Origin of the sequence: Caryophanon latum, assembly GCF_001700325.1 — a bacterium.
In the GTDB taxonomy this organism is placed as follows: domain Bacteria; phylum Bacillota; class Bacilli; order Bacillales_A; family Planococcaceae; genus Caryophanon; species Caryophanon latum.
The window spans coordinates 111,435-125,060 of sequence record NZ_MATO01000006.1; the positions used below are offsets into that span (position 1 = coordinate 111,435).

Below are 13,626 nucleotides of genomic sequence, written 5' to 3' on the forward strand. Positions count from 1 at the left end.
GAAGTGCAAGCGCAAGCTCACAACGTATCACCACTTGCGAGCTTACCGTATGAAGAAATGCTTGAGGAAATTTCAAAGCCGGTGTATTACAACAATCGTGAGCTTAGCTGGTTAGCGTTTAACGAGCGCGTACTAGAGGAAGCGGAAGACGAGCGTAATCCATTATTAGAACGTCTAAAGTTTTTAGCGATTTTTAGCTCAAACTTAGATGAGTTTTTCATGGTGCGCGTAGCTGGTCTTCAAGATCAATTACGTATGGGCTTCCATAAACCAGAAAATAAATCAGGCTTAACGGCAAAAGAGCAATTGGCGAAAATCGCTGTACGCACACAAGATTTAGTGAAGCGCCAAGCGGATATTTACGAATACTTAATGAACGAGGAATTAACGAAAGCAGACGTATTTATGCGTGGCATGAAAGATTTAACGAACGAGCAGCTAGCATTTGTGAATCATTACTTCGAAGAAACAATTTTCCCAGTATTAACACCGATTGCAGTCGACGCTTATCGACCATTCCCGACATTGCTTGGTCGCACGCTGAACATTTTAGTGCTGCTTGAGCAAAAAAATGCAGTGGAGCAAATTGAGCGTGTCGCAATTGTGCAAACACCATCTGTACTCGGTCGTTTCATTAAGCTACCGAATGACGGCTCAAAAAAGGAATATATTTTACTAGAGGACGTTATTACAGCGAACATTGATAAATTGTTCTTCGGTTACACAGTCAAATCAGCACAAGCATTCCGCCTAACACGTAACGCTGATTTAACGATTCACGAAGAAGGCGCACAAGATTTACTCGTTGAAATCGAAAAAGAGTTAAAGAAACGTAAATGGGGCGCAGGTAGCCGCTTAGAAGTACGTAAAGGTGAAATGAGCGATGACGTGCTTGAATATTTACTAGATGAATTTGAAATTAACCGCGACGACGTATATAAAATTGACGCGCCGCTTGATTTAACGTTTTTATTCGGCTTTGTGAAAAATATTTCAGTTGGCTTAGAGCATTTAGAATATGAAAGCTTCATTTCACCACCACCTGCTGATTTATCGTCAGACGAAGATTTATTCGAAAAAGCGCTGCAACAAGATTTATTTTTCCACCACCCGTACGAATCATTCGCACCGATTATCGACTTTGTAGAGAAGGCGGCGACGGATCCGAGCGTGCTTGCGATTAAACAAACATTGTACCGAGTAAGCGGCAATTCCCCGATTATTCAAGCGTTAAAAATGGCGGCTGAAAATGGCAAGCAAGTAACGGTACTTGTCGAGTTAAAGGCACGCTTTGACGAGGAAAATAACGTGCACTGGGCGCGCGAGCTAGAGCAAGCAGGCTGCCTTGTCATTTACGGTATGAACAATTTAAAAACACACTCAAAAATTACGCTTGTCGTGCGCCATCATCAAGGCGAAATTGAACGTTTCGTACATTTAGGAACAGGCAATTACAACGATGCGACAGCGAAAATTTATACGGATATGGGCATCATTACGTCAAATAAAGAAATCGGGATCGATGCGACGAACTTCTTTAACTATTTAAGCGGCTATACAGAAAAACCGAAGTTCCATCATTTAGTTGTCGCACCGTTTGACATTCGCAATGAATTCATTCGTCTAATCGACGAGGAAATCGAGTGCCATAAAAAGTATGGCAACGGGCACATTAAAGCGAAGATGAATTCACTGACGGATAAAGAAATTATGGTGAAGCTATTTGAAGCATCGATTGCAGGGGTTAAGGTAGATTTAGTTATTCGCGGTATTTGCTGCTTACGACCAGGCATTCCAGGCATTAGCGATAACATTACAGTAACGAGTATCGTCGGTCGCTTCTTAGAGCACTCACGCATTTATTGGTTCCACCATAACGGCGAGGAAAAAATTTATTTATCAAGTGCCGATATGATGACGCGCAACATGATCAAGCGTGTCGAAATTTTATTCCCAATTTATCAGCAAGATATTAAAGAGCGCGTAATGGATAGTGTGAATGCACAGCTACGTGACACGGCAAAAGCTCGCATTCAGCACGCAGACGGCACGTACACGTATAAGCCAGAGCGCAGCAACGGCAAAGAGTTAATTAGCAGCCAGGAGCTATTTTTAAACGCAGTAGCGATTAGTGAAGACGATTTAGATTAATAAGTACTTTATGCTACAGCGCATTGCTATTTTTATATAAGCGATGCGCTGTATGCGTTTTTTAGCGTGTCTCATTTGCTTCATGCTAGTTGACAGTAGTGAAAATGTAGCAATGATGCTGAAAATTTGTGTTTGGAGCGTAAAAATCATGTATTTATTAAGCAACTTCACAAAAATGAAAGCGCATACATTCGGTGTGCTACTTTTGGCTTTAAAATGGAAAATCATGCGCCCGTCTTTTTCAAAGTGCTTTTATTTATGATATGATGAGGTTGTACGAGTAAAGAATCGATTGTAAACAACTAAATATGCGTTTTATATACCATTTAGCATGAGATGAGTAACGGTATAGCTCGATTCGACTAGGGGCATGAGAAAACGAATAACAGTAGCGACCAGCATTCATTTGATGCAACATAAAGGAGTAGGGACAATATGATTTCACTTAACAAAAGACAGTTTCTCGATCAACCTGTCATGGATTTCGTCATATCATCTGAGAAAGTAGCACATGTACAGACAGGCAATAGTGCTGAGCATGCATTACTTGTACTAACGAAAACGGGGTACTCTTCGATTCCAGTGTTAGATGCGAAATACCGTTTGCATGGGTTGTTAAGCACAAAAATGATTACAGAAGCAATTTTAGGCATGGAGCGTATTGAATATGAGCGTTTAGCATCCATTAAAGTTGATGATGTCATGTCAAAGGAATATGGTGTATTACGAACGAGTGATACATTGCAGCGAGCGCTTGATTTAGTCATCAATCATGCTTTTTTATGTGTCGTCGATAGCGAAGGCACATTCGAAGGGATTTTAACGCGCCGTGTCATTTTAAAACAACTGAAAAAATATATTTATACGCGTCAAGAACAAAACGCGTAATGCTAATAAACGAGGAGATGTCCGAAATGGGCATCTTTTTTTCGTTTTCCATTGTAAAATAGAGAAATCGACCACGATGTATGGAAAGGAAGAGACATATGGCAACAGAAGTGGAAATTATTAAAGTGTTATCAGAGGAACGGAATATGCGTCGTGCAGCAGAGCGATTGTTTTTAACACAGCCAGCTTTATCACAGCGTCTTCAAACGATTGAGAAGGACTGGGGGACGCAGCTATTTTTACGTTCACAAAAAGGATTAACGGCAACTCCTGCTGGCGAAATTGTCATTCAATATGCGGTCGAATCAATTATGCGCAAGGAAGAAACGCTTGAAATGGTGCAGGCGTTAACATCACGTGTACATGGCACGTTAAAAATTGCATGCGCATCGATTGTCGGACAAAATTGGCTGCCAAAAGTACTAAAGGATTTCGTGACGGAATATCCGGAAGCGAAAATTTCACTTATGACTGGCTGGAGCTCTGAAATCGTTAAGGCGCTATACGAAGGTGATGCACATATCGGTATCGTGCGTGGTCAATCGGACTGGAAAGGGCATAAGCGTCATCTATTTCGCGATATGATGTACTTAGTGGATACAGAAATTACGTCGATTGAGGAAGTGCTTGAATCAGATCGCCCATTTATTCAGTTTAAAAGCGATTCGAACTATTATCAGGAAATTCAGCAATGGTGGCAACGTCAATTTAACGGTAATCCGAAACGTCAAATAATTGTTGATCAAATCGAAACGTGTAAGCAAATGGCACTAAATGGTATCGGATACGCCATTCTTCCCTCAATCACGTTAAGTGACACGGAAAAAGTAAACAAAATTCCGCTTACAAAAGGGGATAGCGAATGCGAGCTAACCCGTGATACGTGGCTCATTGGCTATGAAACATCGTTCGAATTGCCACAGGTGCAGGCGTTTGTCGAAGTTGTCACAGATAGGGCAAGTTGCTTGTATGACTACACGAAATAAAATCGTGCAAAAATGAAAAATGTTTAGTACAATGATGTCCTGAGAGAAGAAGCGGGATGAATCGAGAATTTTCGTGTATTTTCGCACATTATCATAAAGGGGTGTCGTTTATGAGTACAAAACTAAATGCACAGCAAATTATTCAATTTATTGCCACGTCAAAAAAAGTTACACCGGTCAAAGTATATGTGAATGGTCATCATGTATTAGCGGCTAATTGGGGAGAAGATGTAAAAGTTTTTGGCTCAGAACATTCCGTCGTGTTGTTTGGTGATTACGCGGACGTTGCACGTGCATTACAGCAGCACGCAGATATCATTCACGACCAAGTAATTGAAAGCGACCGTCGTAACTCGGGTGTACCGTTATTAGACGTTATACATACGAACGCGCGCATTGAGCCGGGTGCAATTATTCGTGATCAAGTCGAAATTGGCGATCAAGCTGTTATTATGATGGGGGCGATTATTAATATTGGCGCAGAAATTGGCGCGAAAACGATGATCGATATGGGTGTTGTACTCGGCGGACGTGCAACAGTTGGAGCGAATTGTCATATCGGGGCAGGTACGGTGCTTGCTGGCGTTGTTGAGCCTGCATCGGCAACACCAGTTGTCATTGAAGACGATGTAGTCATCGGAGCGAATGCGGTCGTGCTAGAAGGTGTACGTGTCGGTAAAGGGGCAGTTGTCGCAGCTGGTGCAATCGTTATTCAAGACGTTGAGCCGTACACGGTTGTCGGTGGTGTACCAGCGCGTGTCATTAAAGTAATGGACGACAAAACAAAATCAAAAACAGAAATTATTGACGCACTGCGTACAATTTAACGAATGAGGCAAATTTCGCAGCGTGGCGAAGTTTGTCTTTTTTGAGTGGAGGAATGACGATGGATTTAATTGCGATACGACAAGCGCTACATAGTATACCAGAAGCGGGCTTTGCGGAAGTGAAAACGCAGCGCTATTTACTTGAGTGCATCGCCGAGCTGCCGCAGCAATGGCTCACTGTGACGACGTGGCGAACTGGCATCATTGTACGCGTTACAGGATACGGCGCGATCAAAACAATTGGTTGGCGCGCCGATATGGACGGGTTGCCGATTCGTGAGCAAACAGGTGTGACGTACGCATCGACGCATGACGGCTTTATGCATGCGTGCGGGCACGACTGCCATATGACGATTGCGCTCGGCTTGCTAGCACGTGTGGCGAACGAGCAACCGAAAAACAACATTATCGTTTACTTTCAGCCAGCTGAAGAAAATCCAGGTGGGGCAGAGCCGATGCTAGCATGGTTAAAGACGGAGCGACCAGATTTACTACCGGACGTTATGTTTGCCGCACACGTCGCACCGCAATATCCAGTCGGCACAATCGCAACAAAACCGGGGCTATTGTTTGCGAACACGTCAGAGCTCTATATCGACATTACGAGCGTCGGTGGGCATGCCGCATTTCCACACGAGACGAAAGATGCGTCAGTCATTGCGGCGAACGTATTGTTGCAACTACAAACGATCGTTTCACGCAACATTGATCCGCTGCATAGTGCGGTTGTGACAATTGGGAAAATGACGTCTGGCACGGTGCAAAATGTCATTTCAGGAGCGGCGCGTTTAGAAGGAACGATTCGTACGACGACGCCACAGACGATGGAGGCGGTGAAGCGACGCATTGAAGCAATTTGTACGGGTATTGCGGCAAGCTTTGAGTGCACAGTCGATGTCGATTACGGCTCAAGCTATTATGAAGTGAACAACACGCCGCATTACGCCGAGGCACTTCTTGCATTTGCGGAGCAGTTTGACGGAACGACTGCTTATGCTTGTCCAGCAGCGATGACGGGCGAGGATTTCGGTTATTTTTTAAAGGACATTCCAGGGGCGTTGTTTTGGACAGGGGCGAATACAGCGTACGGCTTGCATCATGAGAAGATGTTGCCAGACGAGGCGCTATTACACGTCAATGCCGATTTTGTGCATGCATTTTTAACGTCATTATAAAAACAAGGCTGTGCGAATGTTCGCACAGCCTTGCTTACGTTATGAAGCGTTCATTGAGTTGTCTTTCGGTTGCTTTTTTTGCCAAGCGTATGCGAGGAAGAAGCATAGTACGAGAATGATTGCACCGAAAATGTACGGACTATTCATATTCCAGTCGTACAGTATACCTGCAAGTGCTGGACCAAACATCGTCCCTAAGCTCATGAATGCGTTGTTCATACCAGAGGCGTACCCTTGTTGCATACCTGCCATTTTTGAAATGAGCGTGTTTACTGCAGGACGAATGAACGTCGTCGCAATTGAGAATAGCGTTGCGACAACGGTAATAAGGAAAAAGCCACTTACAAAAATCGTTAGTAACATCATCGCCGCAGCGACTAATAAATTGACTAAAATGACGTTCATCTCACCAAAGCGTTTAAACAGCTTGCCGATGACGAACGTTTGTAAAATAACGCCGATAAAGCCACCAATCGTTAAAATAATGGCGATGTCGTTCGCTGTATAGCTAAACTTATCGGCAAGCAGTAGGGCAAGTGTGCCTTGGAAGTTTGCGATGCCGAAGCTAAACGTGAACACGACGATGAGCAGTACGAAATACGGTGTTTGCGTTGAACGTGTAAGCTGCTGCCATAAGTTTTCGCGCACAGCTTGCGGGTTTACTTGCGGCTTAATGTTCGGTAGTGCAAATAGCGCAATCGCTGCCGTTGCAAGTGCAAGTGAGCCTGATAATAAAAACGGGAAATGGATGTTAACGTTTGATAAAAAGCCGCCAAATCCAGGTCCAATCATAAAGCCGAGTGACATGGACGCTCCGATTAAGCCCATTCCTTTGCCGCGCTCTTGTGGCAACGTAATGTCCGCCACGTATGCCATAACAGGAGCGGCAATAAATGCTGCACCGAAGCCACTTAAAAAGCGAGACGCAAACAGCATCCAAATTTCTGTTGCGTAGCCGAAAATGTATTGTGCGACGCCGTAAACGACTAAGCCGACGACGATGAAAATTTTACGACCGTGACGATCGGATAAATCGCCTGCAATTGGTGAAAATAAAAACTGCGCAAGCGCAAAGCTAGCAATTAAAAAGCCAAGAACAGTACCGCCAACACCGAATATTTCTAAATATGTCGGCATAACCGGTACCATAATGCCGACACCCGCCATCGTAATAAACATCGCGAACATTAAGACGGCGAATACAAATTTATGTTGTCCCATGAAAGTCCTTCTTTCTATGTTATGTAATAACTGTTAGCACAATAGTTCTCCATTCTTACGTACGGTTGCTCTGCGCTGTCGAGGCAGGCTTTCCGCGGGCTCGGCTCAAGCCTCCTCGTCGCTACGCTCCTGCGGGGTCTTTCGACGCGAGCTGTTCCCGCAGGAGTCCGCCTCTTGCTTCGAGCAACAAAATACGTTTCATCATTATTTTCGATAAAGAACTAGTTTAATAAAGTCTAACATATCAGATGCGCAGATGCGATTGCACTCTCTTGAACGAAACATATTCAGACTTTTGGCGGAATTTTGAAAATGAAAAGGAGGCGTGCTACAGTCATTCGACTTGTAGCACACCTCCTGTCATTTATACTATTGCAACGACATTTTAAACTCTAAAAAATACTCATTGTACGTACCGAGCATTTCAAGCCCTAAGTTTTCGTACACTTCTAAGTTGTCGCGCATTTCCACTGGTGGGTAGAAGCGCTCATCTGTTACAACTTCTTCATCAAGCAGCTCCATCGCCGCGCTGTTTGGCGTTGAATAGCCTACGTAGTCCGCGTTTTGTGCGGCCACTTCTGCGTCGAGCATGAAGTTAATAAATTGGTGCGCACCTTCAATGTTTTGTGCTGTTTTCGGAATGACCATGTTATCAAACCATAAGTTCGATCCTTCTTGTGGTACAGCGAAATCTAGCTCCTCGTTTTCCCACATCATGTCCGCAGCTTGCCCTGAGAACGTTACAGCAACGGTCGCTTCGTTATTGATCATCAGCGGTGTTACCTCGTCACCGATAATCGCTTTCACGTTACCGTTTAACGATTTTAAACGCTCTGTCGCTTCACGTAGCTCGGCATCATCGCGCGAGTTGAGCGAGTAGCCTAAGCTGTTTAAGCCCATGCCCATTACTTCGCGTGAGCCGTCGACTAAAAATACTTTATCCTTTAATGCTGGGTCCCATAAATGCTCCCACGTTTCAAACGTTAAGTGCTCTGGAATGTCGTTTGGATTAAATACGACACCGACTGTTCCCCAAAAGTACGGAATTGAATATTTGTTTTTCGGGTCAAACGGCAAATCTAAATAGTAGCTGTCGATGTTTTGTAAGTTCGGCAATTTCGCGTGGTCAATTTCATATAACAAATCCTCTTCGACCATCGTTTCAATCGTATATTCAGACGGTACAGCGATATCGTACGCTGAGCCGCCTTGACGCACTTTCGTTAACATCGCTTCGTTTGAGTCGAACGTTTCGTAAATAACGGTAATGCCGGTTTCTTCTTCAAACTGTGTAATAAGCTCTGGGTCGATATATTCGCCCCAGTTGTATACTGTTAAAATTCCTTCGCCACCAGCAGAGCTAGAGGCATCAAGCTTAATCGTCGCAAACCATAGAAGCCCGCAAACGACTAAAATGCTAATTGTTACGTTAATTAAAGATTTCATCGTTTACGCCTCCTTCGTTTTTTTTGAGCGACTCATGAAGTAGTAATAGCCAATGACAATGGCAATCGTCACGATAAACACTAATCCTGAAATCGCATTTACCGTTAGTGAAATACCGGCGCGTGCCATTGAGTAAATTTCAACGGATAACGTACTAAAGCCATTACCGGTTACGAAAAATGTTACGGCGAAGTCATCAAGTGAGTACGTTAACGCCATGAAGAAGCCGGCAAAAATACCTGGTTTAATGTACGGAAGAATGACGCGCGTTAATACGTCACGACGCGTTGCACCTAAGTCGAGTGCTGCATCAATTAAGTTCGTATTCATCTCGAGCATTTTTGGTAAAACCATTAATACGACGATTGGAATACTAAATGCGATATGTGAAATAAGCACTGATGTAAAGCCGAGCTTCACGCCAACCATCGTGAATAAAATTAAAAAGCTTGCCCCGATAACTACGTCTGGGCTAACAATTAAAATGTTGTTAAGTGATAGTAGCGTATTGCGCATTTTTTTGTTGCGCAGTGATACGATCCCGACCGCACCGAGCGTACCGATAATCGTTGAAAATAGCGCAGATAATAACGCGACAATGACCGTGTTAATTAAAATGATGAGCAAACGATTGTCGTCAAATACCGCCTTGTAATGCTCAAGCGTAAATCCTTCAAACGAGTTCATCGTGCCGCCGCTATTGAACGAGAAGAAAATTAAATAGAAAATCGGCGCATATAAAATGACAAACACGAGCGCTAAATAAACTTTAGCTGACGTTGATAATGTTGAACGCATTTATGCTCGACCTCCTTTTTTCTTCGTGCGTGTAAACAGCATGCTCGCGAACATAATTAAAATTAAGAACACCGCAATCGTTGAACCCATGCCCCAGTTTTGTGCGACAAGGAATTGTTGCTCGATTGCTGTACCGAGCGTAATCACTTTGTTCCCGGCGATTAAACGCGTAATCATAAATAGCGATAGCGCTGGAATGAACGTTACTTGAATACCTGATTTCACACCTTCAATTGTCAGCGGGAAAATGACGCGGCGGAACGTTGTAAACGCTGATGCTCCTAAATCGCGTGCGGCGTAAATAAGTGACGGGTTCATCTCATCAAGCGCATTAAAAATTGGAATAATCATAAACGGAATGAAAATATATACCGCTACGAAAATAAAACTAAAATCTGTAAATAAAATTTGTGTCGGATCAAAGCCGAACACTTCAATCATCGCGTTCACTGGACCACTTAAGCCGAAAATGCCGATGAATGCGTACGTTTTAAGCAGTAAGTTAATCCATGACGGAATGATGATGAGCATGAGCCAAAGCTGCTTATGCTTCGTTTTCGTTAAAAAGTACGCGGTTGGATACGAAATGAGTAACGTGAAAAACGTAATTAAAAATGCGTACCAAAAGCTCGTTAGCGTCATCGTTAAGTACGCTGATGTAAAGAAGTTTTTGTAGTTCGCAAGCGTAAAGTCTCCGTTTAAATCGAGCAGCGAGTAGTACGCAATTAACCCGATTGGTGCGATGACGAAGAGGGCGATCCAAAATAAATATGGAATGAGCGCCGCTTTAGACTTAAACTTCATCCGTATATGCCTCAATGCGCGCGTCGAACTCTTCTTCTGTTTCGTTTAAACGCATAATGTGGATTGCTTCTGGTTCGAAATCTAGGCCTACTTGTGCACCAACTTCAGCCTGCTTTAATGAATGGACGAGCCATTCGTTGCCATCTTGATCGTACGTCGAAAGCTCATAATGGACACCGCGGAATAGCTGCGTATCGACGCGCACTGAAATTTTCCCAGCTTCTACCGTCGTTACGTGTAAATCTTCAGGGCGAATGACAACATCGATTTTTTCGTTCGGCTTAATCCCGCCATCTACACAGTCGAACACTTTGCCTGCAAATTTCACTTTATAATCTTCAATCATCGTGCCTTCTACGATGTTTGATTCTCCGATAAAGTCTGCAACGAAGCGGTTGATCGGCTCGTCGTAAATGTCTACTGGTGTGCCGGATTGCTGAATGTTTCCTTCGTTTAAGACAAAAATTTCATCGCTCATCGCTAGCGCTTCCTCTTGGTCATGCGTAACGAAAATAAACGTTTTGCCGAGGCGCTGCTGCAATTCGCGCAGCTCATACTGCATTTCGGTACGTAGCTTTAAATCAAGCGCTGATAACGGCTCGTCTAGTAAAATGACTTCGGGGTCGTTCACAATCGCACGTGCGATCGCCACACGCTGACGTTGACCGCCTGACATTTCGTTCATTTCACGTGATTCGTAGCCTGATAAGTTAACGAACTTTAACGCCTCTGCAACGCGCTCTTTAATTTCAGCTTCCTTTACTTTTTTAATGCGTAAGCCGAATGCGACGTTTTCAAAGACATTTAAATGCGGGAATAATGCGTAGTCTTGGAATACTGTGTTCACTTGACGTTCGTTAGCTGGCACGTCGTTTACACGCTTGTCGTTAAAGTACACATCTCCTGTAGATGGTGTTTCAAATCCGGCAATAATGCGTAAAATCGTCGTTTTGCCACAGCCAGATGGACCAAGTAACGTATAAAACTTGCCACGCTCTAGCTCAAAACTAACGCCTTTTAACACAGTCGTGCTGCTGTTGTAAGATTTTGTGACATTTTCAAAGCGAATAATCGTATCGTTTGTCATGCGAAAGCCTCCTATAAGTATGAATGAGTAGTAACTAATAAAATTTTTGTTTGCTGCTGTGCTGCGTTTGTAATTTGATGTGCCGTTTTACAGTCGAAATATACGGCATTTCCTTCATTTGCAATAAACTGCTCATTTCCGAGTGTGAGGCGAATTTTTCCTTCGAGTACGTGCACGAACGTTTCGGCAAGCGATGGAGGGAATGTTTTGAACTCACCGTGCTTGTCAAACGTAATGATCACTGGTTCCATTTCTTTTTCGTTTGACGTCGGGATAAGCCAACGAATATGATATTTTTTTTCTTCGTCGATAAAGCTCGTTTGGTCTTCCTCTGTATACACAACTTTTTGTTCTTTTACTTCATCATCAAAAAAATCACGCGGTGTTGAGCCGAGCACTTCTAAAATGGAAAACAATGTTTCAATAGAAGGGGAGTTTAAGTCACGTTCTAGCTGAGAAATATAGCCTTTACTTAAATCTGTCCGTTCACCAAGCTCCTCTTGCGTTAACCCTTTTTGTAAGCGTAACGATTTAATTTTGCTACCAATTTGCAAAAAGTACGCCTCCTTATTTTAGTTTAGTAAAAATAAACAGTTAGTAATTAGAGTTTACTTTAACAAAACATATAGTTTACAAATGCATTTTTCATTATACACATATAGTAGGTGTTTTCAACTATTACGAAGTGAAAATAGCGTAAACGGTGATAAATAGGTTAAAGTGATTAGGTGAAATAGAAAAACTGTGTTGGGGAGAGGGGGGAGGAGTGTTACAATACATACGATTCATTGTTTGTTAGGCTCTTTTTCAAATAAAAACGAAATATGAAAAAGTGAAAAGGAAAACACGTCTGTTCATTAGCGATTCAATTGGCATTTCGCGTATTATGTCTCTGCGATTACTCATCACAAAAAGCGAAAGAAGTCTCGCCGCATGCTCATTAACATGCAGCGTTTATTTCTAAGTTTGTTGTTGAAAATAATCGAGGTCATTATATACAAAGCGCTAATGAACGAACCTACGTGAAAGGAGGACGTTGTATGAAAAAAGAATTCGCAGTGATTGGATTAGGACGTTTCGGCAGCAGCATCGTGCGTGAGCTTATTGATCAAGGTGCGAACGTTATGGCGATTGATTTTAAAGCTGAGCGTGTCGATGAATTTATGCATGTTGCAACGAATGCAGTTGTAGCAGATACGACGGATGAAAATGTTTTAAAATCCATTGGCATTCACGAATTTGAGCATGTCATCGTTGCAATTGGTGAGGACATACAAGCGAGCATTTTAACGACGCTTATGTTAAAGGAGCTTGGTGTGGCGAAAATTACAGTGAAGGCACAAAATGAATACCATGAGAAAGTGCTGCGTAAAATTGGTGCGGATTTCGTCGTGCATCCAGAGCGAGATATGGGAATCCGTATTGCGAATAATTTAATGTCCAATACGGTGCTTGATTATTTAGAACTATCCGATGAGCATTCGATTATGGAGCTACGCGCAAACGATGCGATTGCAGGCTACTCAATTATTGATCTTGATATTCGTGCGCAGTATGGCATTAATATTATCGGCATTAAACGCGGCACACAAATTTTAATTTCGCCAAATCCAGCAGATAAAATTTTACGCGACGATATTTTGCTTGTCATCGGGGCAGATACGGACATCAATCGTTTCGTACAGCGAGCGATGCATTAAAAAAAGCGATGCGCATCAAACAGGCGCATCGCTTTTTACGATTCATTTTCTTTTGTTCCAGTTGGTCGTTGTCGTGGTGTCATGTTAATGATGAAGTAGCCGATAATGAGTACTAAAATGACGAGTGCAAATAGTAGCGTATGCATTGGATCTTCATGCTCGACGATAATTAAGCGAATCATTGCAGTAATGCCGATGTAAATGAAGTAGCGAAGCGGGAAGTGATAGTCCTCCTTGAAATATTTCACGATCATCGTAATGAACTCAAAGTATAAGAAAAATACTAAAATGTCCGCGAGCACTTCTTTGTAGTCGTAGTTGTTTGCTTGAAACAGTGCGATAATGAAGCCGACTAGTTCGCGTATCATTAAAAAGACGAGCACGAGTGCTAAAACGGCGAGTGAGAAATTTAAAATAGCTTGTAACGCTTGGGGGATGAGTTTTTTCATCGGGTACGGTGTTTTCATTTATAGAACGCCTCCTTTTGTTATATATACGGTCGAACGTGTAAAAAGAAACATCGTCATATGCTTGTTTCTGACA

General features: G+C 42.9%; 13 protein-coding genes. 6 read left to right on the forward strand and 7 right to left on the reverse strand.

The genetic code is table 11. The features are described 5' to 3' along the window. Nucleotides 1–57: 57 nt before the first annotated feature. The 5 genes from A6K76_RS01995 to A6K76_RS02020 all read left to right on the forward strand — a co-directional run bounded on the left by A6K76_RS01995 (nucleotide 58) and on the right by A6K76_RS02020 (nucleotide 6,027). Nucleotides 58–2,151, forward strand: a complete 2,094-nt coding sequence (locus A6K76_RS01995; protein WP_083995193.1) for an RNA degradosome polyphosphate kinase — start codon at nucleotides 58–60, stop codon at nucleotides 2,149–2,151. 435 nt (nucleotides 2,152–2,586) lie between these two features. After that, on the forward strand, nucleotides 2,587–3,039 hold the full coding sequence (gene cbpB, locus A6K76_RS02005) for a cyclic-di-AMP-binding protein CbpB (RefSeq protein WP_066461571.1): 453 nt from the start codon (nucleotides 2,587–2,589) through the stop codon (nucleotides 3,037–3,039). 98 nt (nucleotides 3,040–3,137) lie between these two features. Next, nucleotides 3,138–4,025, forward strand: a complete 888-nt coding sequence (locus A6K76_RS02010; protein ID WP_066461574.1) for a transcriptional regulator CcpC — start codon at nucleotides 3,138–3,140, stop codon at nucleotides 4,023–4,025. A 110-nt stretch (nucleotides 4,026–4,135) separates the two neighbouring features. After that, the gene (dapD, locus tag A6K76_RS02015; protein ID WP_066461575.1) at nucleotides 4,136–4,852 is read left to right on the forward strand and encodes a 2,3,4,5-tetrahydropyridine-2,6-dicarboxylate N-acetyltransferase; all 717 of its coding nucleotides are present in this window, start codon (nucleotides 4,136–4,138) and stop codon (nucleotides 4,850–4,852) included. A gap of 53 nt (nucleotides 4,853–4,905) precedes the next feature. After that, nucleotides 4,906–6,027: an N-acetyldiaminopimelate deacetylase gene (locus tag A6K76_RS02020; RefSeq protein WP_211271720.1), complete on the forward strand. Its 1,122-nt coding sequence runs from the start codon at nucleotides 4,906–4,908 to the stop codon at nucleotides 6,025–6,027. A gap of 39 nt (nucleotides 6,028–6,066) precedes the next feature. Here the strand turns inward: A6K76_RS02020 and A6K76_RS02025 are convergent, their stop codons facing one another. The 6 genes from A6K76_RS02025 to A6K76_RS02050 all read right to left on the reverse strand — a co-directional run bounded on the left by A6K76_RS02025 (nucleotide 6,067) and on the right by A6K76_RS02050 (nucleotide 11,937). Beyond that, the gene (locus A6K76_RS02025) at nucleotides 6,067–7,248 is read right to left on the reverse strand and encodes an MFS transporter (RefSeq protein ID WP_066461577.1); all 1,182 of its coding nucleotides are present in this window, start codon (nucleotides 7,246–7,248) and stop codon (nucleotides 6,067–6,069) included. A gap of 369 nt (nucleotides 7,249–7,617) precedes the next feature. Next, the gene (locus A6K76_RS02030) at nucleotides 7,618–8,694 is read right to left on the reverse strand and encodes an ABC transporter substrate-binding protein (protein WP_066461580.1); all 1,077 of its coding nucleotides are present in this window, start codon (nucleotides 8,692–8,694) and stop codon (nucleotides 7,618–7,620) included. 3 nt (nucleotides 8,695–8,697) lie between these two features. After that, the gene (locus tag A6K76_RS02035) at nucleotides 8,698–9,492 is read right to left on the reverse strand and encodes an ABC transporter permease (RefSeq protein WP_066461582.1); all 795 of its coding nucleotides are present in this window, start codon (nucleotides 9,490–9,492) and stop codon (nucleotides 8,698–8,700) included. After that, nucleotides 9,493–10,296, reverse strand: a complete 804-nt coding sequence (locus tag A6K76_RS02040; RefSeq protein ID WP_066461583.1) for an ABC transporter permease — start codon at nucleotides 10,294–10,296, stop codon at nucleotides 9,493–9,495. Beyond that, complete coding sequence (locus A6K76_RS02045) at nucleotides 10,286–11,383, reverse strand: ABC transporter ATP-binding protein (RefSeq protein WP_066461584.1); 1,098 nt, start codon at nucleotides 11,381–11,383, stop codon at nucleotides 10,286–10,288. Before A6K76_RS02045 ends, A6K76_RS02040 begins: the two co-directional genes overlap by 11 nt. An 11-nt stretch (nucleotides 11,384–11,394) precedes the next feature. After that, the gene (locus tag A6K76_RS02050; protein WP_066461585.1) at nucleotides 11,395–11,937 is read right to left on the reverse strand and encodes a helix-turn-helix domain-containing protein; all 543 of its coding nucleotides are present in this window, start codon (nucleotides 11,935–11,937) and stop codon (nucleotides 11,395–11,397) included. Nucleotides 11,938–12,423: 486 nt separating this feature from the next. On the opposite strand from A6K76_RS02050, the gene A6K76_RS02055 reads away from it, so the two are divergent. Then, nucleotides 12,424–13,083 carry a potassium channel family protein gene (locus A6K76_RS02055; protein WP_066461587.1) on the forward strand — a complete coding sequence of 220 codons (660 nt, stop codon included), beginning with the start codon at nucleotides 12,424–12,426 and terminating at the stop codon, nucleotides 13,081–13,083. Nucleotides 13,084–13,118: 35 nt separating this feature from the next. Here the strand turns inward: A6K76_RS02055 and psiE are convergent, their stop codons facing one another. Then, nucleotides 13,119–13,550, reverse strand: coding sequence for a phosphate-starvation-inducible protein PsiE (gene psiE, locus A6K76_RS02060; protein WP_066461589.1), 432 nt, complete (start codon nucleotides 13,548–13,550; stop codon nucleotides 13,119–13,121). Nucleotides 13,551–13,626 lie beyond the last annotated feature (76 nt).

Coding starts and splice junctions, on each gene's coding strand:
- A6K76_RS01995 (WP_083995193.1), top strand. CDS start 58: ATGCTTGAGGAAATTTCAAAGCCGGTGTATTACAACAATCGTGAGCTT.
- cbpB (WP_066461571.1), top strand. CDS start 2,587: ATGATTTCACTTAACAAAAGACAGTTTCTCGATCAACCTGTCATGGAT.
- A6K76_RS02010 (WP_066461574.1), top strand. CDS start 3,138: ATGGCAACAGAAGTGGAAATTATTAAAGTGTTATCAGAGGAACGGAAT.
- dapD (WP_066461575.1), top strand. CDS start 4,136: ATGAGTACAAAACTAAATGCACAGCAAATTATTCAATTTATTGCCACG.
- A6K76_RS02020 (WP_211271720.1), top strand. CDS start 4,906: ATGACGATGGATTTAATTGCGATACGACAAGCGCTACATAGTATACCA.
- A6K76_RS02025 (WP_066461577.1), bottom strand. CDS start 7,248: ATGGGACAACATAAATTTGTATTCGCCGTCTTAATGTTCGCGATGTTT.
- A6K76_RS02030 (WP_066461580.1), bottom strand. CDS start 8,694: ATGAAATCTTTAATTAACGTAACAATTAGCATTTTAGTCGTTTGCGGG.
- A6K76_RS02035 (WP_066461582.1), bottom strand. CDS start 9,492: ATGCGTTCAACATTATCAACGTCAGCTAAAGTTTATTTAGCGCTCGTG.
- A6K76_RS02040 (WP_066461583.1), bottom strand. CDS start 10,296: ATGAAGTTTAAGTCTAAAGCGGCGCTCATTCCATATTTATTTTGGATC.
- A6K76_RS02045 (WP_066461584.1), bottom strand. CDS start 11,383: ATGACAAACGATACGATTATTCGCTTTGAAAATGTCACAAAATCTTAC.
- A6K76_RS02055 (WP_066461587.1), top strand. CDS start 12,424: ATGAAAAAAGAATTCGCAGTGATTGGATTAGGACGTTTCGGCAGCAGC.
- psiE (WP_066461589.1), bottom strand. CDS start 13,550: ATGAAAACACCGTACCCGATGAAAAAACTCATCCCCCAAGCGTTACAA.